The organism is Desulfuromusa ferrireducens (assembly GCF_055389805.1).
The window spans coordinates 2,789,531-2,814,910 of the sequence record NZ_AP042415.1 but is presented as its reverse complement, the minus strand read 5'-3'; the positions used below and the strand labels follow the sequence as shown (position 1 = coordinate 2,814,910).

The following is a 25,380-nucleotide window of genomic DNA, read 5'->3' as shown; positions in this document are numbered from 1 at the left end:
AAAACAACTTCAGCCGGTGATCAGGAGTCGTCCGCAGGTCCCTCTTCGATTGCACCGAAAGATCGATGGAAGATCTCCAGCAGCTCAAGATTATGCTTCGACAACAACGTCGCATTGCCGACAATCGCATAATAGAGGATGCTAAGACGGGTCTTGGACGAATTATCCTGAATCCTTGCCACCTGACTCTTATTGAGTTTTTTGGCGAGGGCGCGCAACTGGCCATCCTTTGCGCTCAGACGCTTGAGGTCAGCGGTTTGTCGGCGGCTGAAGGTTTCTTCAACCTCGAGCAAAATCTCATCGAGCAGTTGCCTGACCTGCTCCAACTCTTCAACCTGGACCGGCAATAGTCCCTCATGGTGATTACCGACGTGGGTATAAGCACGCAGAACGATATCCCGATGGGCGTCAGAGAGTTTCTGCAGACGTCGAATGGTCTGCGGATATTTATGCGAGACCGCCAGATCCTTCTGGCCGAGCAAGCGCATCGACTTAAACATGTTAGCGCTGATGATGTTCGACCACTGTTGAAATTTACTCAGCCGCTTGCGTTGACCACCAATCCGGTCAAAGTTCTGCCGAAACAGCGCTTCAAGGGTCACATCGAGCGATTCACGGGTCTCACGCAACAAAAAGCTCATATGCCCAAAGGTCGTCTCAACACTATCCTGGGCATCTTCAATCGACTTGAGATTGAAGATCGTCTCCTTCTCCGCTTCGGCCGTCATCGCCCGATGCTTGCGGTGCGCATTCCAGATCAAACCCACAGCAACAACCAGCAGCACCAGCACACCAAAGCCCTGGCCATAAAAAATGACCGTGGCAAACAGGCCGGCGAGGGTGAAGGCGATGACTGCGGTCATAAACCAGCCGCCGATAACAGTCAGCACACCGGTAACCCGGTAAACGGCGCTTTCACGCCCCCAGGCCTGATCGGCAAAAGAGCTGCCCATGGCAACCATAAAGGTAACGTAGGTGGTTGAAAGCGGCAATTTATTGGAGGTGGCATAGGATACCACGGCGCTGGCCACCATCAGGTTGACCGAAGCGCGCAGCAGGTCGAACGAGGGGCGGGTCCCTTCGGCCAACACCGGGGCGTTGCCGGGGTCGAGTCGCCGGGCAACAATGGAGCGCACCCCCTTCGGCACGATCAGTCGCATCGTGTCTGAAACATGCAGCACCAGCCGCACAATAGCGCGGGACAGGAAAATCGACTCAAACCGCTCATTGCCCTCATCCTGCTGACTGAGGCTGAGTTCAGTTTCAGTGACCGTGCGGGCCTTCTTCGACAGCCACAAAGTAACAACCATGATCACGCCGGCCAGCAGCAGAAAAAAGGTCTCCGTCTGCACCTTGCTGCCGAGCGCGCCCATAGTGGCGGTCAGCGGCGAGGCCGTCGCCATCGCCGACTCGTAAGCGTGCAGACCGGCCATCGGCACACCGATGAAGTTAACCAGATCGTTGGCGGCAAACGCCATCGCCAATGCAAAGGTCCCGACCAGGACAATCGGCTTGAGAATGTTAAACTTCAGCACCTGCAAGACCTGCAGAATGATTGCCGAGACGACAAAGATAATCAGCAGCAGAAAAACGGTATTACCCTTGATCCAGGCGACATCCTGCTTGGACATAAAGGAAGCACCCTTGGCTCCCTTGACCAGAATAAAATAGGTGATCGACGACAAAGCGACGCCACCCCACAGAGCACCATAGCGTTTGATCCGCTGCTGATAATCGAAGGTAAACAACAATCGGGTCAGAAACTGTACCAGGGCGCCGCAAACAAAGGAGACAGCGACCGAAAGCAAAATCCCCATGATGATAGTGATCGCCTTGGCCGAATTTATATATTGGACAATCGTCAGCAGGCTGTCTCCGGACTGGACGATTTTCAGCAGCGAAACGGCCACAGCAGCGCCGAGCAGTTCGAAAACAATGGAAACGGTCGTCGAGGTGGGCAGCCCGTAGGTATTAAAAAGATCGAGCAGAATGATGTCGGTGATCATAACCGCCAGAAAAATCGTCAGCAATTCCGGCATGGTAAAAAACTGAGGATGGAAGATCCCCTTGCGTGCCACCTCCATCATGCCGCTGGAGAAGGTCACTCCGGCCAAGATCCCCAAACTGGCAATAACCATGATAGTGGCCCGCGGTGCCACCCGTGAACCGATCGAGGAGTTGAGAAAGTTGACCGCATCGTTGCTCACACCGACCATGATGTCGAACAGCGCAATCAAACCAAGAAGACACACTGCAACAAAGAAAATTTCTGTACTCATACTATCCGACTATCCTTTTCAGCGTTGTTCAGCGGCCCGCACCGACCAGTTTTCCGCAAAAAAACCGGACATACCCATTGGTATATCCGGTTTCAGATCATTGGTTAAAACGATCTTTGCAAGCTCATTTAACTAACATAACCCAAAACACAGACCGACCATATAAGCAGAATATTAGGATTATGTTAGTGTAACATTAAAATCATGATTTATTTGGCTTCACCCTCGTTTATTTCCCCCCTGTCACAGTTTGATCAAAAAGCGCCTCATGCAGGTTGACGGTATGATTTTTAACCCGTCGCAGAGCCACGGCCATATCGCTAAAAGTCAGCGCGGACAGAGCACCACAGGAGCCTTCTTTCATCCGAACGAGGTGCGCCTTGCGAATATTATCCGCTAGATCGTTAAGACGATTGGCTTCGTCGTAAATTTTACGCGTGTTATTCAGATCTTCGTTGTTGAAAGATTTACAGACACGGTTGAAGAAAGAGAAGACCTCATGATGAAAGTTGAGCAGATCTTTCCAGGCCTCCTTACTAAAATCAAGATCGTGCTTGTCGAGGCGTTTCATATAGGAACAAAGAGAAGCGGCATAGTCGGCAATTGACTCAAGCTCATCGGCCGCACGCACAAAGCTATAAGCGCGATCCGACTGCTCCTTACTGGCACGACCGGCCTGCATCAGGGTGACGGTGAAAGTGGTAATCTCATGCTGGATGATGTCCGTTTCTTCTTCCAGAGATTTCACCTTGCGATAGAAACGATCACGCCCCTTCAGATCACGCTGAAGATAACTTCCAGCATGCCGCAGGGTCTTATTAACGCGCTTCTGCATCCGCTTGAGTTCCTCGAAAACCATCGAGATACCCATCGCCATCGGCATCGACCCAGGGGCCCCGATGTATTTAAAGGAACCCTTTTCGGCGCCTTCTTTTTCTGGCACCATCCTGACGACCAGCCTGGCGAGATAATTGAGAAACGGCAGCATCACCAGCGTAGCAGTGACATTAAAGAAGGTGTGCCCCATCGCGATATGAGCAGCAATGTAGGGACGATTGCCATCGGCATCGACAAAGCCGGAAACACCCGGAACAAACTTCTCGATCATACTGACATATGGCGAGAAGAGGGCAATGATGATAAACACCCCCAGCAGGTTAAAAACACTGTGCGCCATCGCTGCCCGGCGCGCGGCGGTAGAGCCTCCGATAGCTGCAAACTGTGCCGTGATGGTCGTACCGATATTTTCACCCATGACCAGCGCTACGGCAGTGTACAGCGGGATCGCGCCAGTTGTCGCTAGCGCAATGGTGATGCCGAGCATCGCCGAACTGCTCTGGATAACCATGGTCATCAGACAGCCGATAGCGACACAGCCGAGGATACTCAACAGTGTCTGCGCATCGAGCGTCAGCATCAGATTCATGAAGGATTCGTCGCTGCGTAGAGGCTTAAAAGCGCCACTCATGATCTGCAGACCGAAAAAAATCAGACCCAGGGAAAAAAGCACCTTCGAACTGGCCGAGATTCGGTCGTGTTTGGAAAAGAGCATCGGAAAAACGCCGATGGCGATCAGCAGCAGGCCATACTTACCGACCTTGACCGCTAATATCCAGCCGGTAATGGTCGTACCGATATTGGCGCCAAGAATGACACCGATGGCCTGGGTCAGTTGCATCAGCCCGGCATTGGTCAATCCGACAACCATGACCGTGGTAATCGAAGACGACTGAACAAAGGTGGTTATAAACAGACCAACCAGCACCGCTAAAAAGCGATTGGTCGTCACCGACGCGATCGCCTTACGGATCATGCCTCCCGAAAGCATCTGCAGGCTATCGGAAAGATACTTCATACCAAGGATAAAAATCCCAAGACCACCGATGGCGGTATAGCCCATCTTAAAGGGTTCAATCATTTGTTAAATCCTAAAAATCATAAAGTTAAATATCTGCACTGAACAACTCTATGCCAAAATATCGGGCAGACACAAATGGCCGTCCGACCAATATAAAACCCTGAGAACAGATCATTTGCAAACCCCACGATTGACACAGCGAACCAATCTGGCGGGGTACATTATAAGGAGATTGTTAGGATTGTGTTAGCGCAGAATTAAAAACGAGCATTAAAATTACGAATTGCAAAAAAATAAGTAAAGACAGGACATTCCATATCAAAACTAAAGAAACCCACGAGGACTATCCCTCAAGAAAAACTGCGGGAGTGGCTACTGCAAGCACCGCACTCGACAACAAAATGATGCAAAAAGCAAAAAACAATGCGGGAGCCAAAGAAAAACGACCTTCCTCAACCCCCGCATAGCATTCCAGGTTTACAATAAAGTTGAAAGAGTTATCCGTTAGCAGGCAATCCTGGCAAGTTCTTGCCCATTAACCACCTGCTCACCCTCGGCAACTTCCAAGTGGGTCACTTTCCCCGCACCAGGCGCACTCACCGGAATCTCCATCTTCATCGCTTCGAGAATAAGGATCGTTTCTCCTTCAGCAACATCATCACCCGGATTTTTCAGAATTTTCCAAACATTGCCAGGGATCTGAGCATTCACTGAAGTTCCACCCGAGGCGGCAGCATCAACGGCCTGTGGGCTGTGCGTGCCATGCACATCACGGCGGATATCAGTAGAAAACACCTTCCCGTTGACGGTCACAGTTTCACCATTCAGAGACATTTGATAGTCGGTCCCATCGACGGTGACGACAAAGTCGCCATGATCGGCGGTTTCACCGATAGCATGTTCTTTTTCCTTGTCGACCTTGCGAACACCAATTTCTCCATCACCCTTGAGAAACTTAATCCCTTTTTCGCGGCAAGTCGCAACGATAAAGATGTTCTCCTTGGTTTCTTCAAGCCCTTCCTTGCGCAACATATCCATCGAATGGGCGAGGCTCTTGGTCGGATCAGCATCGTTGATCTCAAGCGGTGGAAGAGTCGTCGGTGGCAGTTTGAGTTGCTCCTCAGCGATCTTCATGATTTCCGGATCGGCCGGCAAGGGAGTCTTGCCGAAGTAACCGAGAATCATCTTCCCATAAGGCTCGGCAATCCGCTGCCACTCGCCAAACATAACGTTGTTGAATGCCTGCTGAAAATAAAACTGGGATACCGGGGTGACCGAAGCGCCGAAGCCGCCCTTGCGGACACATTCGCTCATCGCTTTGATCATCTCTGGATATCTGTCCATGATGCCATTATCGCGCAGCATCTGGGTATTGGCGGTCAGAGCACCACCCGGCATCGGACTCCATGGAATCAGCGGCTCAACGGCAATAGCTTCAGGCGGCAAGAAGTAGTCCTTCATGCAGTCCTTGTAAACTTCAGAAGCCTCGCGCACCTTGTCGATATCAACATCAAGGTCAAACCGGGTACCACGCAGCGCGTGCCACATAACCAAAACGTCAGTCTGGCAGGTTCCTCCCGAGCAGGGAGCCAGAGACAAGTCAATGGTGTCCGCACCTGCTTCAAGCGCTGCGGTGTAGGCAGCTACGCCGGTTCCGGCTGTCTCGTGGGTATGGAAATGAATATTCATATCCCCAGGGAGCAGCTTGCGAGCCCGCTTGATCGACTCATAGACACTTGCGGGGGTGGCAGTTCCGGAAGCATCCTTGAAACAGACGGAGTGGTAGGGGATGTCCGAGGCAATGATCTCCTTGAGCACCGATTCGTAGTAATCTGGGTCATGCGAGCCGCTACAACCAGGAGGAAGTTCCATCATGCTGACGCAGATCTGGTGATTAAGACCAGCCTCGGCGATGCACTTACCACTAAAATTGAGATTATTCAGATCGTTGAGTGCATCAAAATTCCGGATGGTGCTGATACCATGCTTGGCAAACAGCTCGGCATGCATTCTGATGACATCGCTCGACTGCGACTCAAGGCCGACAACGTTGGTGCCACGGGCCAAGGTTTGCAGTTGCGCATCAGGGCCAGCCACTTCGCGAAAACGATCCATCATATCGAAGGCGTCTTCATTACAGTAGAAATAGAGCGACTGAAAACGAGCGCCGCCACCAGCTTCCAAATACTCAATACCTGCGTTGCGTGCCGCCTCTACAGCTGGCATGAAGTCCTCGGTGTAAGCGCGAGCGCCATAAGCCGACTGAAGACCGTCCCGGAAGGCGGTGCACATGAATTTAACTTTTTTACTCATCTTGTTGCCCCTATATATTTCGAGTTGAACTTAATAAACAGTTTGATCCCACCGTCAAAATCGCAGGTCTAAAGAACCAGAACCGACCAGAGGATACCGGCACCAATAGCTGAACCAAGCACCCCAGCCACATTCGGGGCCATGGCGTGCATCAGCAGAAAGTTCTGCGGATCTTCCTTCATGCCAACCATCTGCACCACCCGAGCAGAATCGGGGACAGCGGAAACACCCGCAGCACCGACCAGCGGATTGATCTTGTCTGTCAGGAACAGATTCATAAATTTGGCAAACATCAGCCCACCCGCAGTCGCGACGGCAAAAGAAGCTGCGCCAAGACCGAAGATCAGCATCGACTCAGAAGTGATAAACGTTTGCGCCTGAGTACTCGCCCCAACGGAGAAACCGAGCAGGATGGTGACGATATCAATCATGGAGTTTCTGGCGGTATTGGCCAGACGCTCGGTGCGCGTACTCTCTTTAAGCAGGTTGCCAAAAAAGAGCATGCCAACCAGAACAATGGAGCCCGGAGCGATGGCCGCAGCAATCAGAAAGCCAACGATCGGGAATATGATCTTTTCCCGCTGCGAAACTTTGCGCGGCGCCTTCATGCGGATCAAGCGCTCTTCACGTGTCGTTAACAGCTTCATAATCGGCGGCTGGATAACCGGCACCAGAGCCATGTAGGAATAAGCGGCAATGGCAATCGAGCCGAGGAGATGGGGGGCTAATTTGGCCGCGAGGAAGATTGCTGTCGGCCCATCAGCACCACCGATAATGCCGATAGCGCCAGATTCCGCCGGGGTAAACCCGAGGTAAAGTGCGCCGAGAAAAGTCAGAAAGATACCAACCTGGGCAGCAGCTCCAAGCAGCACCAGCTTCGGATTGGAAAGCATCGTGGAAAAGTCGGTCATTGCACCGATACCGAGGAAGATCAGTGGCGGGAAGAGCCCCTGACTGACCCCGTAATAGATCATATTCAGCACACTGCCCTGATCATAAACACTGAGCAGCATCCCTTCGACCGCAGGAATATTACCAACGACCACACCGAAGCCGATTGGAACAAGCAGTAACGGCTCGTAATCCTTGCGGATCGCCAGAGTAATAAAGATGATGCCGATGATAATCATCAACATATTTCCTGCGGTCATGGTGGCGAACGCAGTTGTAGATAGGAAGTCTTGAAAAATATTCACCTGATATCCTTAGTCTTTCTTTTAGCTCTGGGAGTTTGGGTAGTGTTCTGTGTCGTTCGATTTATTTCGCTGGCAGCGATTCCGCTTGCTTGTGGAAAAGTGCATATGCGATGGCTGCGAGGACCTCTTCATGGTCGGAACTTTTACTGACCGTAGGGGCACCATGTGGGTGTTCTTCTACAGGGAAGAGTTTTTCGGTCAAGGGCATGAGCTTGGGGAGCATAGCGATAAAGAGGGCGATAATTGACAACGCTGCAAAAACGATGATTATCCCAACAATTGAAATAGTGATCCCGTTAGTAGAAACAATGTTCTCTACGCCCATAGTGAGATTGTTCATAGTATCCTCCAGTCTTATCGACAATAATTTTTATAAAACGAGGTTTGGACATTACCAATCACCTTGATTACGGTCAAGAAAAAATAACCATTATCGTAATAGTAAAAAAGTTTAGCTACATTGAATTTGACTGTTTTTAGATTGTCATTTTTAGTAAAACTTAAAAACATGTTTGTTTTTCTTCTATATGCTACCAACTAATCATTCATGATCTTTATTATCAGAAGCTTTAGCTTATTTTAAAGAATTAACTACATAGATAATAAAAACGTTTTTACTGCTATATCTATTAACATAAATTTTCTACATTTTTATTTATTACATTTAGCCACAAATAAGCAATCGTATTGATATTAACTAAATCTACAACTACAAAATACAGCAATATTCCTTTTTTTAAGTAATTATTGAGAACAGCAAACTTACATATAGCCGCCCATACCATGGAACTCAGGTTCTTCCTCATGTGATTATCGGTCAAAAGCGGCAAAACCCAGAAATCTCTCTTTATAACCGATATGGAAGACCAGAATCCGATTCTCCATTTTTATAAAGACGTTCTGTTAACGCTCATGCCAATCACGGCCATCAAGCACTAAAACAGAAGGGAAGTGTCCGGAAAATATGAAAAATTTCCGATTTTGAGAAAAATTTATTTTCGATGGCGGGACGAGCAACTATTTTTACTAATCGATTTCTTGCACTACAAAATTTCACCCAGACGAAAATTTTAGCAAAATACAACAGTTCAACATGCTGCAAAAAAACCTTCTAACCAAGGGAGAATCACTCACACACCCTCAACCGACCACTGGTAAGTCATCCCACCTAGTCGTATATGCGGGAGAAAGATTGACCCGCTTCATAAACCAGTCTTCTTTCTGCCGCTGCCCACCAAACCATATTTTGCCTCGTCCACCTTGATTTATCCGATCAATAGCCGACATCAGCTCATCACTTTTGATTTGCAGAGATGCATCAGCAAAAAGATCTAGTTGCCCCCTCTCCCGGCCGCACAAATCGCCCAACATCACACCAGCCTTGGCGTATCGATAGCCCTCCCGCCAGATTGAATCAAAGAGCTCGGTCGCAACCTTCAAAATGGCCCTGGTGTCCGATCGGGGAGAGGACAATTTCCCTGTGGCAGTATTTGTGTAGCAAGGCTCGCTGGCGTTAAACATACTGGTTCGAATAAAAACGTTGACCGCACCACAGGCCTGCCCACCATCCCTCAGACGCTCTGCGGCCCTGGCAGCAAATTCACAAACAGTTTCGCGTAAAGAATCATAGTCCGTGATACGCTCCGCAAACGAGCGGGAGCACAGCAGCTGTTTTTTGGCTGCCGGGCTATCGTCCAGTGAAAAACGCGGCAATCCGTTCAACTCATCGATCGTCTTCACCAGCCCGATAGAAAAACGCTGTTGGGCATATTTCCTATCCATCCGTGCCAACTGGAGAACCGTTTTCACGCCAAGTCGATTCAACTTTTCGGCACTTTTCCGACCAACCCCCCAGACATCACCAACCGGAGTAATATCCATTAAACGCTGCTGCCGCTGCGGATCAGTCAAGTCAACAACACCGCCGGTAGCTGCATATTTTTTAGCCGCATTATTCGCCAGCTTGGCCAATGTTTTGGTTGGCGCCAACCCCACACAAACAGCAATCCCGACGTGCTGTTCCACGGTTTGACGTATTTTTTGCCCGTACCCTTCAAGCGACTCTGCGAAAAGAAACCCGCTCAGGTCCAAAAACGCCTCATCGATGGAGTAAACCTCTATCTGCGGAGCCAGCGACTCAAGCGTGGCCATCACCCGCGAGGAGATATCACCGTAGAGAGCGTAGTTGGAAGAAAACACCTTTAGCTTGTGCTGCCTGATGAGGTGTTCAATTTTAAAAGCCGGAACCGCCATTTTTATACCCAGCTTTTTACATTCTTGACTTCTGGCGACGACACAGCCGTCATTATTGGACAGGACGAGAATCGGGGCATTTTTCAAGGAAGGGTTGAACAGCCGTTCACAGCTGGCGTAAAAATTATTGCAGTCAACTAAAGCAAAAACCGCGGTCATAGATTGCGCAACGAGTGAACCGCCGTGGTCGCGACACCGAATATTTCGATATCGGTGTCTTCGGGAATCTCGACCGGCGAGTAGTTAGCATTCATCGGCATTAAACGCAGCTTTGGCTTTGTTTCCAACCTCTTGACGGTCAGCTCACCGTTCCATGTGGCAATCACGATATCACCGTGTTTCGCCGTCAGGGAGCGATCAACAACCAACACATCACCGGGGAAGATTCCGGCATCACACATCGAATCACCTTGGGCACGGACAAAATAAGTCGCCGCAGGATGTTTTACACAAAGATCGTTTAAATCAAGGCGGGACTCACAATAATCGGTCGCCGGACTCGGGAAGCCAGCAGCCACAGATTCGCTAAACATCGGTAGCTTTGCGCCGTTGCCTTGATCACCTTCGGTTTTTTTCTCAACCACTAAATACTCTCCTGCTTTTGGGAACCAAACGTGTCAATACAAATACCCACACCAGCATCACGAGACCAGCGAACGAACAATACCGGTCACCTTGCCGAGGATCACCACCTCACCATCTTCAGGACGCAGGATAATCGGCTGCAAGCGACTGTTCTCCGGCTGCAGCCGGATCGAGTCAGCCTGACGAAAAAAGCGCTTGAGGGTTGCCTCCCCCTCCAACATCGCGACGACGATATCACCATCATCAGCCGTTGCCTGCGGCCGGACGATGGCCAGATCGCCGGGAGCAATCTGTGCTTCAATCATCGAATCACCCCTTACCCGCAACACAAAAGCCCCCTCTCCCCGCACCAACGAAGGATCGACCGCCAAATAGCCCTCGATATCCTCCAGTGCTTCGGAAAGTTCCCCCGCCTGAACGCTGCCGACCACCGGCAGGGCCACAGCGGAGCTGCGCCCGAGCAGCACAATCCCCCGCGAGCTGCCGCTACTGCGGCGGATATACCCCTTTTTCTCCAACGCCGTCAGGTGACGAATCACCCCAAGGTTGCCACGTATCCTGAGGTGCCCGGCAATCTCCTGCAGAGTTGGCGCATAGCCCTGTCCTTCCAGATACTGGACAATAAAATCATAAACCTGCTGCTGACGGTCGGTCAGTGTTGCCATACTGCCTCCAGAGAAGTTCCCAGCAGTCAATAGTTACCATAAAGTAACTATTGACTGCTGGGCTGTCAAGCGGATAGAGATTAAAACCAAAACGGGGAGCCAGCCCCTTGGCCGCTCCCCGTACACCCTGCATTTAAATCATCCCCATAAAAACAACTCAGTCGAGAATTCCTTCCAGTTGCGGTTCGAATATTTCCCAAACCCGCATCTCCAGTTCGGCGAGAAATTCCGGGCTGGTGATATTCGGCAACTTGATGTTCGGGTTCGGATCTTCATGCACTTCGGCCGGCAGACAGAATTCAGCCTTGCTGTAACCCTGGCGCAACTCTAAGGCCAGACCGCGCAAGAAGGCCCGATGGACGGCACCTCGGATCGCATCGGTCGTTACCTCAAAACCGAACTCGCTTTTCAGGCAATCGACGACCATTTCGGTGCCGATGCCTTTGGCGATATCGAAGAATTTACACAGACCGATCATGTCAAAGCCGACGATATGCAGCTTGTCTTCGGTAATCCCTTTGACCCAGGACTCGATATCCGCCTTGCCTTCGCGGGTTAACAGGCCGTAGGTCCCCATCGACATGTGGCCACCGGCAATCGCCCAGGCGTAACCTGGATTGGTTTCCGGCTGGTAGGCGGCAATCTCCAAACCCTTGACGTGATATGCGTAGGAGGTCTCGCCGCAACTTTCCGACAGACGCATCGAGCCTTTGCCGATTTCCGGCAGTCTGCCCTCCCCGGCTTCGATAATCAGCTCGCGCGCCTTTTGGTAATCGCCAAAGGTCGCGCCGTTGAGAATCGGTTTTTCTGGATGACGCTGGTTGTAAGCCATCGCATAGGAGATGGTGACACCAAGGGAGATGGAATCCATGCCGTAATTGTCGCAAAGTTGAATAAGTCGGGCAGCCTGACCGGCTTCGTGAATGCCGATGTTGGTACCGAGCAGGTTGAGCGGCTCATAATCGAACTTGGCCAGAAACTCGCCACGGCTGCCATCGGCGTTCTTCTCGGAGATATTGTTATGGCAGGTGATCCCGCAACGGTAGCAAGCCTCAGTCTTGATATCGTAGTTGGGCTCGACGTTCTCGCGGAACAGCTTCTCGGGGATAGCATTGCCCTGCGGCCGAAAGTTATTGACCGGCACGGCGTGGAATTCCTGCAGCACGTCGTAGGCCGCCCAGGTGCCGCCACCTCCGCCACGTTTTAAGGGCTGGATACGTGCCGAACCACCACCCTTGATGACATTGAGATTGACCTTTTTGACCGCTTCGCTGAGCTTGCTGACCTTATCTGTACTCTGCGCCACCAGGGCGAGAATGTTCTTGTAGCCCATCAAGGAACCCATGCCGCCACGTCCGGCGAAACGGCACTTATCTTCCTTTGATTTAAGCTGATTTTCCGTCGACAGGGCGACTGCGCCCATGTAGTTATTCTGCCAATTCTCACCAGCCTGACCGATGGCAGCAAAGTGGGCGTTATCATACTCTTTTTGCAGCACCATGATCTTGTCGTGGGTCGAAAGGCCCAGCAGATGCTCGGCCGGTTTCAGTTCAACCTGCGGGCCGTCGGCGGTCTCTTTGATCACCGCGTAAAGCGGCGTAGTGGAGCGGTTCTCGAAGATCAACTCATCCAAACCGGTCCACTTGAATTTGGCGCCGAATTTACCACTGCCGGTCGCCCACATCGCCGCCGGCAATCCCGCCTTCGAGCCCTTGATCGGACTGTAACCGGAAAAGTAGGTACGCATGGCGGTCATGGCACTGCTGCCGGTCAAAAGACCGGTGTTGACGATCAACGGATTCTGGTCGCAATAGGCAGCTTCAATTTTGCGCTGCGCCAGATCCTGAAAGGAGCGGCCGAAACCACCGAGCACATCTTCCAGGTTGCGACACGCCACATCAGCGTAAACCATCTCACCTGTTTGCAGATCAACGGTGCAACGTCGGTAGGTAACTGCGGCCGGATTTGCCGCAGGATCAGTGGTCGTGAATTTCATAAGAGATCTCCCTGTTCATTTCATGAGTAAAACAGCAACGAATCACAGACAAAACGGATACCAATCAACCGCCATCAAGTATCGGCAGAATCGTCAAACTATCGCCCTCTTGCAAAAGATCCTCAAATTCAGCATGGACCCCGTTTATCAACGCAAAACCAAGAATCTGTTCCGGCAACTGCAAACTGTCAACGATCTCTCGAACCGAAGCTTCAGAGCGACAATCACATACCTTTTCCTTAAACCGCCCGACCCGGAAGGCTCCAATGAGCTTGACGTTAACCTTCATACATAAATTCCAATCATTCATATGCTGGGAGCAAATTAGCTGATTCGAATACAAAACTACAAAAGCATAACAAAAAAACGGACAGTAGGAAAACCCTAACTGTCCGTTTTTATATATGGTACCCGGGACGAGAATCGAACTCGTACAAGCTTGCGCTCGAGGGATTTTAAGTGCAATACCTATGGGCTGAATCCGTTAGTACCGTTCAGTATGGTTCCGTATTTACTGGAAAAGCTGCTGGTTCCCTCCAAACCTACTCAGGTCTACTTAGTATCAATAGTGGCCTCTCGGATTCACGTTCACTTCACACCTATCACCCAAGCGAGTGATATTTAATCACCCAGGTTCTTTGTATTTTCTTATTGTTAAACAGCAATTATCCAATATTGGTCCAAGAAAGTGTCCGTTTACAAAAATTGCTTTTAAACACTTGAGGAAGATTCTGCCCCCCAAATAACTAGCCGAGTGGCCATTTGACATACAGAGAATAAAATAATGCTGTCAAATGTGAAGATCTGCCCCCCAGCACTCGCACAACTACGTCCCTCGAAGGTTCAGCAAAACAAACCCCATATCCGAAAATATGGGGTTTGTCAGTGATCTGAGGGCGGCCGAAATGGCCGCCCTTTTTGTTGTCAGTTTTTCAGTGAAGCCAACATTCCATATTTAGTGCTTTTGGGCTCCGTCAGTTTGATTTTTCTTGCTGGCAGCACTTTTTGCAGCTTTTTTGGTCATACCAAACAGGTTCATAACGGCTGGCAGCAGTTGTGCCACAACCAGCAGGGCACAGAAACCAACGAACAGAAGAACCAGGATACCGCTGTTATAAACCTTGCTTGTGTCAGCAGCCATTGCCGGAACCGACATCAGAATGAGCGACAGAGTAGTGAGAATTGACTTGACGTTCAACATGGTTTCCTCCTTAAGAGATGTAGGTTTTGGTGAGTTAATATTCGCCTGATAGGTTCTAAAAGCACAACTTACAGCTTGATGTATTTCTTCTCGGCCCTCATCACCGGCCGGTTTCAAGGCATGATAAAAAATTCCCTCCTTGCGTATCCGGCGCAGCAGATTGATCGATATCTCATCCGAAATCAGGATAATCGAAAGGTACCGATTACATTTTTTCAGGAGAGGAACCAGCTTCGCGACATGTATCTCATCGAAATCCCCACCCAAAACAACAACCTGAGTAGTCTTGTTGAGAATACCTTCAAGCCCGTCAACCACCGAGTCAGTGGTTTCGACATGGACATCATCCTCTACAAAAAGCTCCGCCAAGCGATCCCGTGAGTCACGATTCTTGTTTGCTATGAGAAGTCCTTGCATGACGACACCCTTTCCGCACATTAAAATCGGCCCCTTCCCGCCACCTCAGCTGAGGTGTTTTTCTTCCTTGTGATCGCGCTGGAACAAACCTTTGAGCATGCCGAAAAACAAGATAGTTGCCGGAACCAGCTGAGAAACAATGATCAAGGCAAAGAAGCCGCCGAACAGAATAAGAAGAAACCCGCCATCATTACTGGCCACAGTTTCGGCAGCAAAAGCGGATGATGAACAAGTGAACAGGGCGATAAGGGCATTACGCAGAATGTTTTTCATAAGATCCTCCGTGTTTATAAATTAGCCTGCGATCCTGGCTTCGTTGACCTTACCCTCTATACATTGCAGCAATTGTGCCAACGCCGAAAAACAACAGGCGGTCACCATAACTAACTATTTTTACAAGACAAAATTATTGGCTCGGTGGGTTAAGCGATTCGTCGTGCGGCTAATTAGTATATTGAAGGCATACACCATAAACCATACAGATGGCTGACTTAATCTTGAAGAAGGACTGTAACAAACTGATAATACTTAAATAATTATCCCTGCCGAGTGTGAATAGGAAAAATAAACCTACATAAATATTATATTCGTTCCCATTATCTACCACCTGCAGCCCCGGCAGCTGCCGGGGCTTTTCAGTGCAATGTCGAGAGAAGCACCAGAGGGAATTTAAATCCTACACCATGCAAAAATACGGAGTCTTCGGCCTTGCCCTGGACGAGCTAACCATCGAAGCCGCCTAGATATCGAAACTGCTTATGTAGCCAAGCCCCAACAGGGCTATGGCATTGTCAGCAAGTCTTGCGTGACGGTCGCGGGAATATAGCAAAAAATCAAAACAATGAATGTAATGCTACAATAGAGCATAAAGAGTAACTACTTCATCGCTAAGTGGGAGGTGGGTCTATGCTATTACGAGCAGTGCACCAAGACGGTACGTATGACTATGTAACTAAATTTATGCTGACAACCTTGATCGAATCCGGGGATATCGCAATGTTCGAGCGATCTGAAGGCTGGGTACATGTTAATACGCCGCCGGTTCGCAAGGCTAGCAGTCCAAGCTATCATTTAGGCCAGGAGAGAAGGTTGCATTAACGTGCAGAACCTCTAGCCCTAGGTATGCTGATTTATGCTTTCAACAAACAACCAGTTGCCCGCCGGTGTTCGCCTTTTAGCCCCCCCCCCCCCACCTTCTAGAAGGCTTGAGCCTTCGGCGGGCGTTCACCTCAACCCGTGGGCCACTCACGGGCCAATCAAAAGACAAAGTATAGATGAAAGTATAGACAGAAAAGAAAACAGCTACTCGGCCCAAAAGGCTAAGTAGCTGTTTTTAAATGGTACCCGGGACGAGAATCGAACTCGTACAAGCTTGCGCTCGAGGGATTTTAAGTCCCTTGCGTCTACCAGTTCCGCCACCCGGGCAAGTGGCCCCTATATTAGTGAATCTTTGCGCTCTGTCAACTGCTAATCTGCTATGACGGACTCAGAAAGCTGAAAGAATTCGATTGGTGGTTTTTGCGGCAACAGCTGGTGTTTTACGCAGAGACCGAAAAACAAATGCAGGCCTTCCAGATGTTCGTTATTGAGACGGTAATCGATACTGTGCCAGTAATCGACGATTCTCGCCATAGACAAACCGGAGGATTCGGCAACCAGATTTGCAATGTGCTGCGGTGCACCTAAAACACGATCGAGTGATTGGCATAACTGACCCGACAGTTCGGATAGTTCTACCGGGAAACTGGAGATAGAAGTCCGCCGAACCATCCATAAGGCAAAAACAAATGGCAGGCCGGTGTACTGATGCCAGAGTCCTCCTAAATCGAAGATCCGCATTCCTTCTGGAAGATTAGCAGCAAGCCGCAGAGCCCGGTCTCCGATTAGCAGAGCGGGCTTTCGTTGGGCGATCAAAACCTCAACGGGATCGACGGGAACAGCATCACGAACATCTTTAAGACCGATAAATTCGCGCAGGATAATTCGTAAAAGATTGATTGAGGTCGCAGATTCACCGGTAATCGCAATCGACTGACCTTCCAGGCTTGTCAATTCGTCCGGAGAAAAGAGCAAAACACTTTCGACTGGCCCGATTGATGAGATGGAATGTCCGGGAAGCAACAGGTAATCCTGCCAGTTGCGGGCATATTCGAAGGAGGAGGAGGGACTGATATCAAGCCCCCCCTGTTGTAGCATTTGATTCAATGCTGAAGGTACGCCCGAAACAAGGTCCCCACCAAAACCGCTTTCACGGAGGTAGTGAAAAAAGGGGACGCAGTTCAGATATGGGATATGTCCGACAGTTAATCCCGCTGTAGGATTCATAGGCAATCCAGACGTTATCGCTTCAATTAAATAACAACAGGCGGGGAAAACCCCACCTGTTGTCATCTATCAATCAATTCATAAAAATCAGATTTTGACCCGTTCGAGGAAATTGGTATCAAAATCGCCATCGATAAATGCCTTGTTGGTCATCATTTTCTGATGGAACGGAATGGTCGTCTTAATCCCTTCGATGATGTACTCGTCTAGAGCACAAGCCATTCGCGTGATTGCTTCTTCACGGGTTTCCGCATGAACAATCAACTTGCCGATCATCGAATCGTAATGAGGCAGCACCGTATACTGATCGTACATGGCACTTTCTACCCTAACACCCATACCACCGGGGGTATGATACCCGGTAATTTTTCCTGGGAAAGGGGTAAACTTCTCAGGATCCTCAGCATTAATCCGGCACTCGATAGCATGGCCACTGATTTTGATATCGGATTGCTGATAACGGAGTGGGATCCCAGCAGCCGAGTTTATCTGCTCTTTGATAATATCGACACCGGTCACCATTTCGGTCACCGGGTGCTCAACCTGCACGCGAGTATTCATTTCCATAAAATAAAAGCTGCCATCGGTATCAAGTAGATACTCGACGGTACCAGCACTGGAATAACCGACTGATTTCGCCGCGGCGACAGCACAGCCGCCCATTTCTTCCCGCAACTCAGGTGATAAAACCGGACAGGGTGCTTCCTCTATCAGCTTTTGGTGGCGCCGCTGAATGGAACAGTCCCGCTCACCTAAGTGGATAACGTTACCGTGCTTATCCCCGAGAACCTGAATTTCGACGTGACGAGGATGCTCACAGAATTTTTCGATATAAACATCCGCTTTGCCAAAACCGGCCTGCGCTTCAGTACGTGCAGTTGCTAGGGCGTTAGCAAGAGACGCAGGAGAATGAACGATTTTCATTCCTCGCCCACCGCCACCAGCTGATGCCTTAATGATAACCGGATAGCCGATTTCATCGGCAATTCTCTGTGCCTCTTCGGTGGTTTCGACGCTTTTGTTGGTGCCCGGCAGAATAGGGACCCCTGCTTCGGTAACCGTTTGACGAGCAGAAATTTTATCCCCCATACGGCGCATATTTTCTGCGGTAGGACCGATGAAAGTGATTCCACACTGTTCGCAAATTTCGGCGAACTCCGCATTCTCCGAAAGAAAACCGTAGCCGGGATGAATTGCATCAGCGTCCGCAACTTGAGCAGCACTGATAATTGCCTTCATATTCAGATAGCTATCGGCACTTGCTGCGGGACCGATGCAAATACTTTCATCAGCCAAACTGACGTGCAACGCTTCGCTATCAACGTCGGAGTGGACCGCCACAGTCTTGATCCCCATCTCTTTACAAGCTCGGATGATCCGCAGGGCGATCTCCCCACGATTGGCAATCAAAATTTTATGAAACATCGTCTATGACTCCATGACAAACCGGACTACGCCGGTTATTGTTCACTGTTACAAAACAAATGAGCAGGTCTAGAGCCGCTCGACAAGGAACAGTGTTTCGCCGTACTCAACCGGCGAGGCATCATCCTTGACAATTTCGACGATCTTACATTTGTATTCTGCCTCAATCTCGTTGAACATCTTCATTGCTTCAACCAAACAAAGCACCTGTCCAGCTTCGACAATATCACCAACCTCAGAAAAAACAGCCGCATCAGGGGACGGTTTGCGATAAAAAGTACCAACAATTGGCGATGGGATGGCATCATACTTATCATCAACAGCCGGAGCGGCAACGGCAGCAGCCGGAGCGGCAACAGCAGCCGGGGCAGCGACAACGGCAGCAGCTGGGGCAGCAACATGAATGATTTCTTTATCCTGGCCCCGCTTGATCAGAATTTTCTCGTCTTTGTTTTCGATTTTAAATTCGGTGATATCGGTATCTGTCACCATTTTGATCAGACTTTTCAAGTCCTTGATTTCCATTCTTTTTTCCTCCTGGGAAAGATCCCAAAAAAATCGGCTGCCCGCGGCAGCCAGATGGTACCAATGGTTATTAGGGCAAAATCTACACAGTCCCTATTTGATTATATTGTTTGGGGATACTGGTCAACACCTCACAACCATCAGCAGTCACAACGACAGTGTCCTCTATTCTGACACCACCGGTCCCCGGAATATAAATACCCGGTTCAATAGTTATAACCATCCCCTCCAAAACCTGCGCAGCGGTGCGCGGAGATACTGCTGGGTACTCATGGATTTCCAACCCCACTCCATGCCCTAACCCGTGCCCGAAATAGTCACCATAACCCTGAGACGAAATATAATCTCTAGCAACAGCATCAAGATCAGAGAGTTCCATTCCCGGCTGAACTGCATCAAGAGCTAAATCATGAGCTTTTAACACGATATCAAAAATTTGTCGAAGGTTTCCATCAGTTTCTCCGAGTGCCAGAGTAACGGTTTCATCTGAAAAGTACCCTTCGACTCGCGTACCGAAATCAATTGTCACCAATTCACCGGATTGTAACAACTTTTCACTGGCAATGCCATGCGGCAAAGCTCCGCGGAGCCCAGAAGCGACGATAAAATCGAATGCATTACATTCACCACCTAAGCGCTTCAAGGAAAATTCAAGCTCTAATGCAAGCATCCGCTCTGAAACACCTGGACGGATAAGTGGACGCACCTCTTCAAAGGCGGCTCTATTCATAGCCGCAGCCTTTTTTAGTGATGTTAGCTCTGCAGCACTTTTACACACTCTTAAAGAACGCAGCTTATCACCAAGAGGGGACCAATCAAGAGTGCCATTACCCAGCTTAGATAAATCATCAAATGCCGCAACCGACAAATTATCAGCATCAAACCCAATTCTTCTGAGCTTTTTTGTCGATAACTCTGTAACAATCGACGAAAATTTATTTTTATAACAAATGCTGTGATTAGCAGAAACTTGTTGTTGCGCCTGGCATTGATAACGGGAGTCGGTTAAAAAAATCGATTCGTCAGCTGTCACCAACAACACACCATCACTCCCAGTAAATCCACAGAGATAACGTATCGTCGGCAAGCCAAAAAAAATCAAGGCGTCCAGATTTTCAGTGCTCAGTAACTGTCGAACTTTGCATACCCGATCTGCAAACAAGTCAGGCCCCCTGGATCTGCTTCAATAAAGCACGCAAAGCGAGACTATAACCAAATGACCCGAAACCACAGATCTGGCCGATAGCGACCGGAGCAATATACGAGTGTTGCCTAAACTGCTCGCGGGCATGGATGTTTGACAAATGGATCTCTACCGTTGGTAAATCGACGCCGGAGATGGCATCCCGTAATGCGATACTGGTATGAGTATAACCACCAGGATTGATTATAATACCAACGCAGTTTTCGAGTTTAGCTTGGTGAATCCGGTCAATTAAGGTTCCCTCGCCATTAGCTTGAAAGCTCTCAAGGTTAACCCCCAAACCGGCGGCCTCAGAGGTAAGTGCTTGCATGACGTGATCGAGCGTATCATGCCCGTATATTTCCGGCTCGCGCGTCCCCAGCAAATTCAGGTTGGGCCCATTGACCACAAGTATCTTCATCGGTTATGCCAAGGCCTCTCTTAAGCTACCGGCATCACGCATCAGCAGATAACGTCCCTGACCATAGTTACCGTTCCGATTGATCGTCAAAGCGACAAAATAATCATCGGTAAGCGCATATATAATTACAAAATAATGCTCTGTCTTAATAGCGACTTCCTGCAATTCTCCGGTTTCAAGAACTTCAGCGGCTTTTCTGATTTCTTTCGTGACGTTTGAGTACTCAATTGCAACCAGATTCAAATCAAGAGACACATCATCAATAACATACTGATCAATTGCGATACCGTCATAACCCATCAAAATGGCCCCGACACCACCAGAGCAGGAGTTCACTATATTTTCCAGAATACTCTTAAACATCCTCTCTCCTTTGTTGAATACTATCGAGCCATTTGTGCAAGGTCTCAAGAGATTTATCTACCCCAGCAGCTTGACTTGGGGCAACTGTCTCCCTTCCAACAATTGGCGAATCCGCCAGTTCATCCTCATGTTTTACCTGCGGTGTCTCATCAATGACATCCACAGCAATTGACTCTTCCCGGTCTCCAGCAAATTCAACAGCACTAGGTTCAGTGTTGTCAATTGGCAACGATTCAATTTGACCTTCCTCAATATCACGGATTTTACGCCGGAGAAGAAAGTTATTGGGATCTTTGGCAGAAAGTTGGCGATAAACCTCCAACGCCTGCGGAACTAACCCCTGCTTCAAATAAAGCTCTGCGAGAGTCCCTGAAATCAGCGGCGAATTTACCACGACCTCGTTAGCGGGCGTCGTCATATCACCATCAGGGGCTGAGGTTACAAAGGATTCCTCGGCTTGGGCTTGGGCTTGGGCTTGGGCTTGGGCTTGGGCTTGGGCTTGGGCTTCGGCTTGGGCTTGGGCTTGGGCTTGGGCTTGGGCTTGGGCTTGGGCTTGGGCTTGGGCTTCGGCTTCGGCTTCGGCTTGGGCTTGGGCTTGGGCTTCGGCTTGGGCTTGGGCTTCGGCTTGGGCTTGGGCTTGGGGGAGAGAGAGCAGGAGTTTATTAATAATCGGATCAGCAGGACTCAATCTACGGGCAGCAAGCAACAAATCGCGAGCTTTCCCTTCTCGACCCAGCAAAATGGATAAACGAGCATACCCAACAAGGGCTGCTAAGTTATCGACATCATATTGGAGAGCCCTCTGAAAAGAACCTTCTGACCCTTCATAATCACCCTGTTGACAAAGAATTCGGCCGAGAACTATGTGGGCGGGGCTAAAATCCTGGTGAGATTCGAGCCCCCGCTCAACGACCGAACGCGAATCGTCCAACATACCCATTTTTCGATATGCTTCACTTAAAGATACAAAAATTGTAGATTTGGGGTCTTTGGCCAGAATTTCTGTGTAGGCGGCGATTTTACCCAATAGCGAATTTTGCTGATTCGGTTCAGTCATAATACCCTCTCACGGGGTCAATATTTCCGAGAATACGGCAGAAATATCCGATATTTTTTCTAAGGTTACGTCTCCAATCTGCTTATTTAATACCAGCGTCAAGGAGCCATGTTTTACTTTTTTGTCCCGTTGCATTGCTGCAACATATTCGTCCAGAGTGTAATCAGGGGGATTAATCGGTAAATCAAGCGATTTAAGTAAGGCAATAAGACGGTCGACATCCTCTTGACGACAAAGCTTCCGATGCGCTGAAATACGTGCAGCCACAACCATTCCGACAGCGACAGCCTCACCATGCTTCCATTGACCATAACCGGACAAAAACTCGATGGCATGACCAAAAGTGTGTCCATAGTTCAAAAAAGCACGGACTGAACCTTCTTTTTCATCAATTTCTACAATATCAGCTTTTATTTGACAAGATCTCTTTACTGCGGAAATCAGCGCCGCAACATTGCGTTGTTGCAATGATAAATAATTTACCTCTAACCAGGCAAAGAAATCCCTGTCTTTAATAACCCCATACTTAACAACTTCAGCCATCCCGGCGGAGACTTCACGCGGATCAAGGGTATCTAGAGTCGCAACATCAATAAGAACAAGTTCCGGTTGATTAAATGCCCCGATCAGGTTTTTCCCCAAAGCATGATTGACACCGGTCTTCCCCCCGACAGAGCTATCAACCTGGGATAGCAAAGTCGTCGGCACCTGCACAAAAGGAACTCCCCGCAAGAATGTCGCGGCGGCAAAGCCAACCATATCGCCAATAACACCGCCGCCAAGAGCTATCAAGCCCGTACTACGATCAAAATTATTACGTATCAACTCATCATAGATAAGTTCAATCGTTTGCAGGTTTTTATATTGTTCACCATCCGGAAGGTTAATTTCAAGAAAGTCAAAACCAGACTCCTTAAGTGACTTGCGAACTGCCTCACCATAAAGTCCACTCACCACGGGATTTGAAATAATCGCAACCCGACGTGGAAAATCTATTTCAAGTAAATTTGCACCAAGAGAGCCAATAATTTCTGACCCAATTAAGATTGGATAGCTACGATGTCCTAAAGGAACAATAATTTTTTCTAGCATTGAACAATCCATAAAATGAAATTCAAGGAATAATGTTCTTAAATAATCATTAAAAAAAAAGGGCAGGTTTCCCTGCCCTCTGTAAATTATCTATTCTATCCACTAGTTATTATCAAGAATATGCGGTGTTATAAAAATCAACAATTCGTCTTTTGCAACAGTTTTTATAGTCGATTTAAATAAATGTCCCAAAATCGGTATCGAACCCAGAAAGGGGACACCATCATGACCAGACCCTTCACGCTCAACAAAAATACCGCCTAAAACCGTCGTTTCTCCATCGTTAACTAAAACGATAGTTTCGGCTGATTTTTTTGTCAAAGCTTGAGAACCGGTAATCGGGGAATCATTTTTTGCCGAGATTGTCAAAATCACACTGCCGTCAGGATTGATAACAGGAGTAACTTTCAATTCAAGAACAATTTCCTTGAATTCAATTTTAACCTCACCATCTTCTACAGTCTGATACGGTACTTCAGTCCCTTGACTTATAGTCGCCTCTTGACCATTGAGTGTGGTAACCCTTGGTGTTGAGATAACCTTTAAGTCAGTACTTGCCTCAAGGGCAGATATCCGCATATCCAAGGCAGTGTTATCGATTCCAATGTCAGCAAAGCTAAACCCAGCACCTAAACCATTAGTACCGAGTGCGGTACCGAGTAAGAAGCTCCCGCCCGTAGTCATGTCTATGCTGGCATCAACAACATTCGTATGTTCAAGCCCCCAGTTTACACCTAACTCACGAGAATATTCAGAGTTAACCTCAACGATTCTTGCCTCAATCATTACCTGACGTTCTGGCGTATCGAGAATTTTGATCAAATCCCTGGCGGCCTGAATCCGTAACGGAACATCAGTTATAATCAAGAGCTTATTACGATTATCCTCGGTTAAACTGCCGCGCTCACTCAAAGTTTCTTTGGTTGGGACTGAAACACTCGCCAGATCTGCATAACTGACACTGACGACTTCAGTTACCAGTGGTTCCAATTTCTCCTGCGAGCGAGCAGCCGTCATTTCGGCTTCTTTCATTGTCCGTATTTTACTTTTTGGTAAAATACGAATGACATTACCTTCCCGCAGCATCCCTAGATTAGTTACGTCAAGAACCAGTTTTAATGCCTGATCCCAAGGGACATCAATCAAACGGAGAGTCACATTACCCGCAACATCATCTGAGGCGATAATATTCAAATTACTGATTTCTGCAATCAAACGAAGGATGTCTTTGACATCCGCATTGTCGAAAACCAGAGAGGTCTTCACCCCAGTATACATGGGACCATCAGCGGCAACCTGATCAAAATCCGGCACAGGTGACGGAAGCAGCAATGGCAGACGGGGAGCAGCGTCGGTCCCAACAAATGAGGAATCAACCGTCACCGGTTGCCCACCCTCAACAGCAAGCGGCAGCAATCCAGTCATTGCTGGAGTCGCAGACGCAAATTGACCATCATCGACAATAAAAGCGTAGCCCCCGGCAACTTTCTGAAGTTTATAGGGAACCTCAGCCTTTAACGTTACAGTAAAACGTACCTCAGGTTGACCGCCGATATTAACCAGGTAAGGGACAACAGAATGGATCGCACTCGGAAAAGCCAGAGTATCAAAGGATCGTCTTAAGGCTCGCGGAAGAGTTGAGTTCTTTAAGGAAAAAAGAACCTTATTATTGTCGCGAACAAGTGGTGTCGCCTCAGATGCACCAGTTAAACTGATCAACAACTTGGATTGACCAACTTCAGAAGAAAAATCGAGCGCTGTAACCTGAGCACTACCAGTGGTAACAGGCTCGGAACGTACTTGTCGAACTACGTTTTGAGTCGCCTGCCAAGTAACAACGACCTGTTCATTGTCCGTATCCACATTGAACGTTGGAAAAACAGTCCCTGCGACATCAAACACAAAGCGTGTTTTGTCTTCATAAGGACCAACCCTTAAAGTTTTAAAGCCGTCAGTCAGTGAGAAGTTATCGCTATGCTGGCCCGGTTGAACACCGTACAAATCAACCACCAAACGCTTAGGGGCATCGAGCGTAAAATAACGTATCTTTTCAACACCGGCACTGGCTTTAAGCTCAGCTTTTTTTTCGGTGACAGTGACTAGAGTAACCGAGTCTGCAGCCCACAACATAGGCACCAGAACTGTAATCATCGTCAAAATAACCACACTGAGGAGCACAACGCTTCTTCTCATATTTATTCCCCTAAAAAATCAGTCGTGAACAAA

22 protein-coding genes and 1 tRNA gene are annotated in these 25,380 nt (G+C 48.8%); 1 reads left to right on the top strand and 22 read right to left on the bottom strand.

All coding sequences use genetic code 11. The annotated features are described in order from the left end of the window. Positions 1–20: 20 nt before the first annotated feature. From ACZ5PT_RS12670 to ACZ5PT_RS12615, 12 genes are all read right to left on the bottom strand, one after another. Positions 21–2,279 (bottom strand): anion permease, encoded by a 2,259-nt coding sequence (locus ACZ5PT_RS12670; protein ID WP_464263399.1) that lies wholly within the window; start codon positions 2,277–2,279, stop codon positions 21–23. Positions 2,280–2,508: 229 nt separating this feature from the next. Next, positions 2,509–4,197 (bottom strand): Na/Pi cotransporter family protein, encoded by a 1,689-nt coding sequence (locus ACZ5PT_RS12665; RefSeq protein WP_464263398.1) that lies wholly within the window; start codon positions 4,195–4,197, stop codon positions 2,509–2,511. 444 nt (positions 4,198–4,641) lie between these two features. Next, complete coding sequence (locus ACZ5PT_RS12660; RefSeq protein ID WP_464263397.1) at positions 4,642–6,450, bottom strand: biotin/lipoyl-containing protein; 1,809 nt, start codon at positions 6,448–6,450, stop codon at positions 4,642–4,644. A gap of 68 nt (positions 6,451–6,518) precedes the next feature. Beyond that, positions 6,519–7,580 (bottom strand): sodium ion-translocating decarboxylase subunit beta, encoded by a 1,062-nt coding sequence (locus ACZ5PT_RS12655; RefSeq protein ID WP_464266740.1) that lies wholly within the window; start codon positions 7,578–7,580, stop codon positions 6,519–6,521. Between the two features lie 127 nt (positions 7,581–7,707). Continuing rightward, positions 7,708–7,986: an OadG family transporter subunit gene (locus ACZ5PT_RS12650; protein ID WP_464263396.1), complete on the bottom strand. Its 279-nt coding sequence runs from the start codon at positions 7,984–7,986 to the stop codon at positions 7,708–7,710. A gap of 800 nt (positions 7,987–8,786) precedes the next feature. Next, positions 8,787–10,058, bottom strand: coding sequence for a translesion error-prone DNA polymerase V subunit UmuC (gene umuC, locus ACZ5PT_RS12645; RefSeq protein ID WP_464263395.1), 1,272 nt, complete (start codon positions 10,056–10,058; stop codon positions 8,787–8,789). Further along, positions 10,055–10,432 carry a translesion error-prone DNA polymerase V autoproteolytic subunit gene (gene umuD / locus ACZ5PT_RS12640; protein ID WP_464266739.1) on the bottom strand — a complete coding sequence of 126 codons (378 nt, stop codon included), beginning with the start codon at positions 10,430–10,432 and terminating at the stop codon, positions 10,055–10,057. Before umuD ends, umuC begins: the two co-directional genes overlap by 4 nt. A gap of 108 nt (positions 10,433–10,540) precedes the next feature. Then, positions 10,541–11,149: a transcriptional repressor LexA gene (gene lexA / locus ACZ5PT_RS12635; protein WP_464263394.1), complete on the bottom strand. Its 609-nt coding sequence runs from the start codon at positions 11,147–11,149 to the stop codon at positions 10,541–10,543. Positions 11,150–11,306: 157 nt separating this feature from the next. Beyond that, positions 11,307–13,145: an aldehyde ferredoxin oxidoreductase C-terminal domain-containing protein gene (locus tag ACZ5PT_RS12630; RefSeq protein ID WP_464263393.1), complete on the bottom strand. Its 1,839-nt coding sequence runs from the start codon at positions 13,143–13,145 to the stop codon at positions 11,307–11,309. Positions 13,146–13,209: 64 nt separating this feature from the next. After that, positions 13,210–13,434 carry a MoaD/ThiS family protein gene (locus tag ACZ5PT_RS12625; protein ID WP_464263392.1) on the bottom strand — a complete coding sequence of 75 codons (225 nt, stop codon included), beginning with the start codon at positions 13,432–13,434 and terminating at the stop codon, positions 13,210–13,212. 666 nt (positions 13,435–14,100) lie between these two features. Next, positions 14,101–14,763, bottom strand: coding sequence for a response regulator (locus ACZ5PT_RS12620; RefSeq protein ID WP_464263391.1), 663 nt, complete (start codon positions 14,761–14,763; stop codon positions 14,101–14,103). Positions 14,764–14,808: 45 nt separating this feature from the next. Next, positions 14,809–15,036, bottom strand: coding sequence for a hypothetical protein (locus ACZ5PT_RS12615; RefSeq protein ID WP_464263390.1), 228 nt, complete (start codon positions 15,034–15,036; stop codon positions 14,809–14,811). A 633-nt stretch (positions 15,037–15,669) separates the two neighbouring features. On the opposite strand from ACZ5PT_RS12615, the gene ACZ5PT_RS12610 reads away from it, so the two are divergent. Next, entirely contained in the window at positions 15,670–15,861 is a 192-nt protein-coding gene (locus ACZ5PT_RS12610) for a GSU3473 family protein (RefSeq protein ID WP_464263389.1), read from the top strand. A 240-nt stretch (positions 15,862–16,101) separates the two neighbouring features. On the opposite strand, the gene ACZ5PT_RS12605 is transcribed toward ACZ5PT_RS12610, so the two are convergent. The 10 genes from ACZ5PT_RS12605 to pilQ all read right to left on the bottom strand — a co-directional run bounded on the left by ACZ5PT_RS12605 (position 16,102) and on the right by pilQ (position 25,347). Further along, a tRNA-Leu gene (locus tag ACZ5PT_RS12605) sits at positions 16,102–16,188 on the bottom strand. A 42-nt stretch (positions 16,189–16,230) separates the two neighbouring features. Continuing rightward, the gene (locus tag ACZ5PT_RS12600) at positions 16,231–17,088 is read right to left on the bottom strand and encodes a menaquinone biosynthetic enzyme MqnA/MqnD family protein (protein WP_464263388.1); all 858 of its coding nucleotides are present in this window, start codon (positions 17,086–17,088) and stop codon (positions 16,231–16,233) included. A gap of 87 nt (positions 17,089–17,175) precedes the next feature. Beyond that, positions 17,176–18,513 (bottom strand): acetyl-CoA carboxylase biotin carboxylase subunit, encoded by a 1,338-nt coding sequence (accC, locus tag ACZ5PT_RS12595; protein ID WP_464263387.1) that lies wholly within the window; start codon positions 18,511–18,513, stop codon positions 17,176–17,178. A gap of 69 nt (positions 18,514–18,582) precedes the next feature. Next, the gene (gene accB, locus ACZ5PT_RS12590; RefSeq protein WP_464263386.1) at positions 18,583–19,038 is read right to left on the bottom strand and encodes an acetyl-CoA carboxylase biotin carboxyl carrier protein; all 456 of its coding nucleotides are present in this window, start codon (positions 19,036–19,038) and stop codon (positions 18,583–18,585) included. 82 nt (positions 19,039–19,120) lie between these two features. Further along, the gene (locus ACZ5PT_RS12585; RefSeq protein WP_464263385.1) at positions 19,121–20,200 is read right to left on the bottom strand and encodes a M24 family metallopeptidase; all 1,080 of its coding nucleotides are present in this window, start codon (positions 20,198–20,200) and stop codon (positions 19,121–19,123) included. Position 20,201: 1 nt separating this feature from the next. Further along, positions 20,202–20,642 (bottom strand): type II 3-dehydroquinate dehydratase, encoded by a 441-nt coding sequence (aroQ, locus tag ACZ5PT_RS12580; protein ID WP_464263384.1) that lies wholly within the window; start codon positions 20,640–20,642, stop codon positions 20,202–20,204. Positions 20,643–20,645: 3 nt separating this feature from the next. Beyond that, positions 20,646–21,005, bottom strand: coding sequence for a roadblock/LC7 domain-containing protein (locus ACZ5PT_RS12575; protein ID WP_464263383.1), 360 nt, complete (start codon positions 21,003–21,005; stop codon positions 20,646–20,648). Further along, positions 20,998–22,062, bottom strand: a complete 1,065-nt coding sequence (locus ACZ5PT_RS12570; RefSeq protein ID WP_464263382.1) for a tetratricopeptide repeat protein — start codon at positions 22,060–22,062, stop codon at positions 20,998–21,000. The genes ACZ5PT_RS12575 and ACZ5PT_RS12570 overlap by 8 nt, the downstream gene beginning before the upstream one ends. Positions 22,063–22,071: 9 nt before the next feature. Continuing rightward, positions 22,072–23,154: a 3-dehydroquinate synthase gene (aroB, locus tag ACZ5PT_RS12565; RefSeq protein ID WP_464263381.1), complete on the bottom strand. Its 1,083-nt coding sequence runs from the start codon at positions 23,152–23,154 to the stop codon at positions 22,072–22,074. Positions 23,155–23,256: 102 nt separating this feature from the next. Next, on the bottom strand, positions 23,257–25,347 hold the full coding sequence (pilQ, locus tag ACZ5PT_RS12560) for a type IV pilus secretin PilQ (RefSeq protein ID WP_464263380.1): 2,091 nt from the start codon (positions 25,345–25,347) through the stop codon (positions 23,257–23,259). Positions 25,348–25,380: the final 33 nt, after the last annotated feature.

Excerpts from the sequence above, each read along its gene's own strand:
- ACZ5PT_RS12670 (WP_464263399.1), bottom strand. The coding sequence starts at position 2,279 with ATGAGTACAGAAATTTTCTTTGTTGCAGTGTGTCTTCTTGGTTTGATT.
- ACZ5PT_RS12665 (WP_464263398.1), bottom strand. The coding sequence starts at position 4,197 with ATGATTGAACCCTTTAAGATGGGCTATACCGCCATCGGTGGTCTTGGG.
- ACZ5PT_RS12660 (WP_464263397.1), bottom strand. The coding sequence starts at position 6,450 with ATGAGTAAAAAAGTTAAATTCATGTGCACCGCCTTCCGGGACGGTCTT.
- ACZ5PT_RS12655 (WP_464266740.1), bottom strand. The coding sequence starts at position 7,580 with ATGATTATCATCGGCATCATCTTTATTACTCTGGCGATCCGCAAGGAT.
- ACZ5PT_RS12650 (WP_464263396.1), bottom strand. The coding sequence starts at position 7,986 with ATGAACAATCTCACTATGGGCGTAGAGAACATTGTTTCTACTAACGGG.
- umuC (WP_464263395.1), bottom strand. The coding sequence starts at position 10,058 with ATGACCGCGGTTTTTGCTTTAGTTGACTGCAATAATTTTTACGCCAGC.
- umuD (WP_464266739.1), bottom strand. The coding sequence starts at position 10,432 with ATGTTTAGCGAATCTGTGGCTGCTGGCTTCCCGAGTCCGGCGACCGAT.
- lexA (WP_464263394.1), bottom strand. The coding sequence starts at position 11,149 with ATGGCAACACTGACCGACCGTCAGCAGCAGGTTTATGATTTTATTGTC.
- ACZ5PT_RS12630 (WP_464263393.1), bottom strand. The coding sequence starts at position 13,145 with ATGAAATTCACGACCACTGATCCTGCGGCAAATCCGGCCGCAGTTACC.
- ACZ5PT_RS12625 (WP_464263392.1), bottom strand. The coding sequence starts at position 13,434 with ATGAAGGTTAACGTCAAGCTCATTGGAGCCTTCCGGGTCGGGCGGTTT.
- ACZ5PT_RS12620 (WP_464263391.1), bottom strand. The coding sequence starts at position 14,763 with ATGCAAGGACTTCTCATAGCAAACAAGAATCGTGACTCACGGGATCGC.
- ACZ5PT_RS12615 (WP_464263390.1), bottom strand. The coding sequence starts at position 15,036 with ATGAAAAACATTCTGCGTAATGCCCTTATCGCCCTGTTCACTTGTTCA.
- ACZ5PT_RS12610 (WP_464263389.1), top strand. The coding sequence starts at position 15,670 with ATGCTATTACGAGCAGTGCACCAAGACGGTACGTATGACTATGTAACT.
- ACZ5PT_RS12600 (WP_464263388.1), bottom strand. The coding sequence starts at position 17,088 with ATGAATCCTACAGCGGGATTAACTGTCGGACATATCCCATATCTGAAC.
- accC (WP_464263387.1), bottom strand. The coding sequence starts at position 18,513 with ATGTTTCATAAAATTTTGATTGCCAATCGTGGGGAGATCGCCCTGCGG.
- accB (WP_464263386.1), bottom strand. The coding sequence starts at position 19,038 with ATGGAAATCAAGGACTTGAAAAGTCTGATCAAAATGGTGACAGATACC.
- aroQ (WP_464263384.1), bottom strand. The coding sequence starts at position 20,642 with ATGAAGATACTTGTGGTCAATGGGCCCAACCTGAATTTGCTGGGGACG.
- ACZ5PT_RS12575 (WP_464263383.1), bottom strand. The coding sequence starts at position 21,005 with ATGTTTAAGAGTATTCTGGAAAATATAGTGAACTCCTGCTCTGGTGGT.
- ACZ5PT_RS12570 (WP_464263382.1), bottom strand. The coding sequence starts at position 22,062 with ATGACTGAACCGAATCAGCAAAATTCGCTATTGGGTAAAATCGCCGCC.
- aroB (WP_464263381.1), bottom strand. The coding sequence starts at position 23,154 with ATGCTAGAAAAAATTATTGTTCCTTTAGGACATCGTAGCTATCCAATC.
- pilQ (WP_464263380.1), bottom strand. The coding sequence starts at position 25,347 with ATGAGAAGAAGCGTTGTGCTCCTCAGTGTGGTTATTTTGACGATGATT.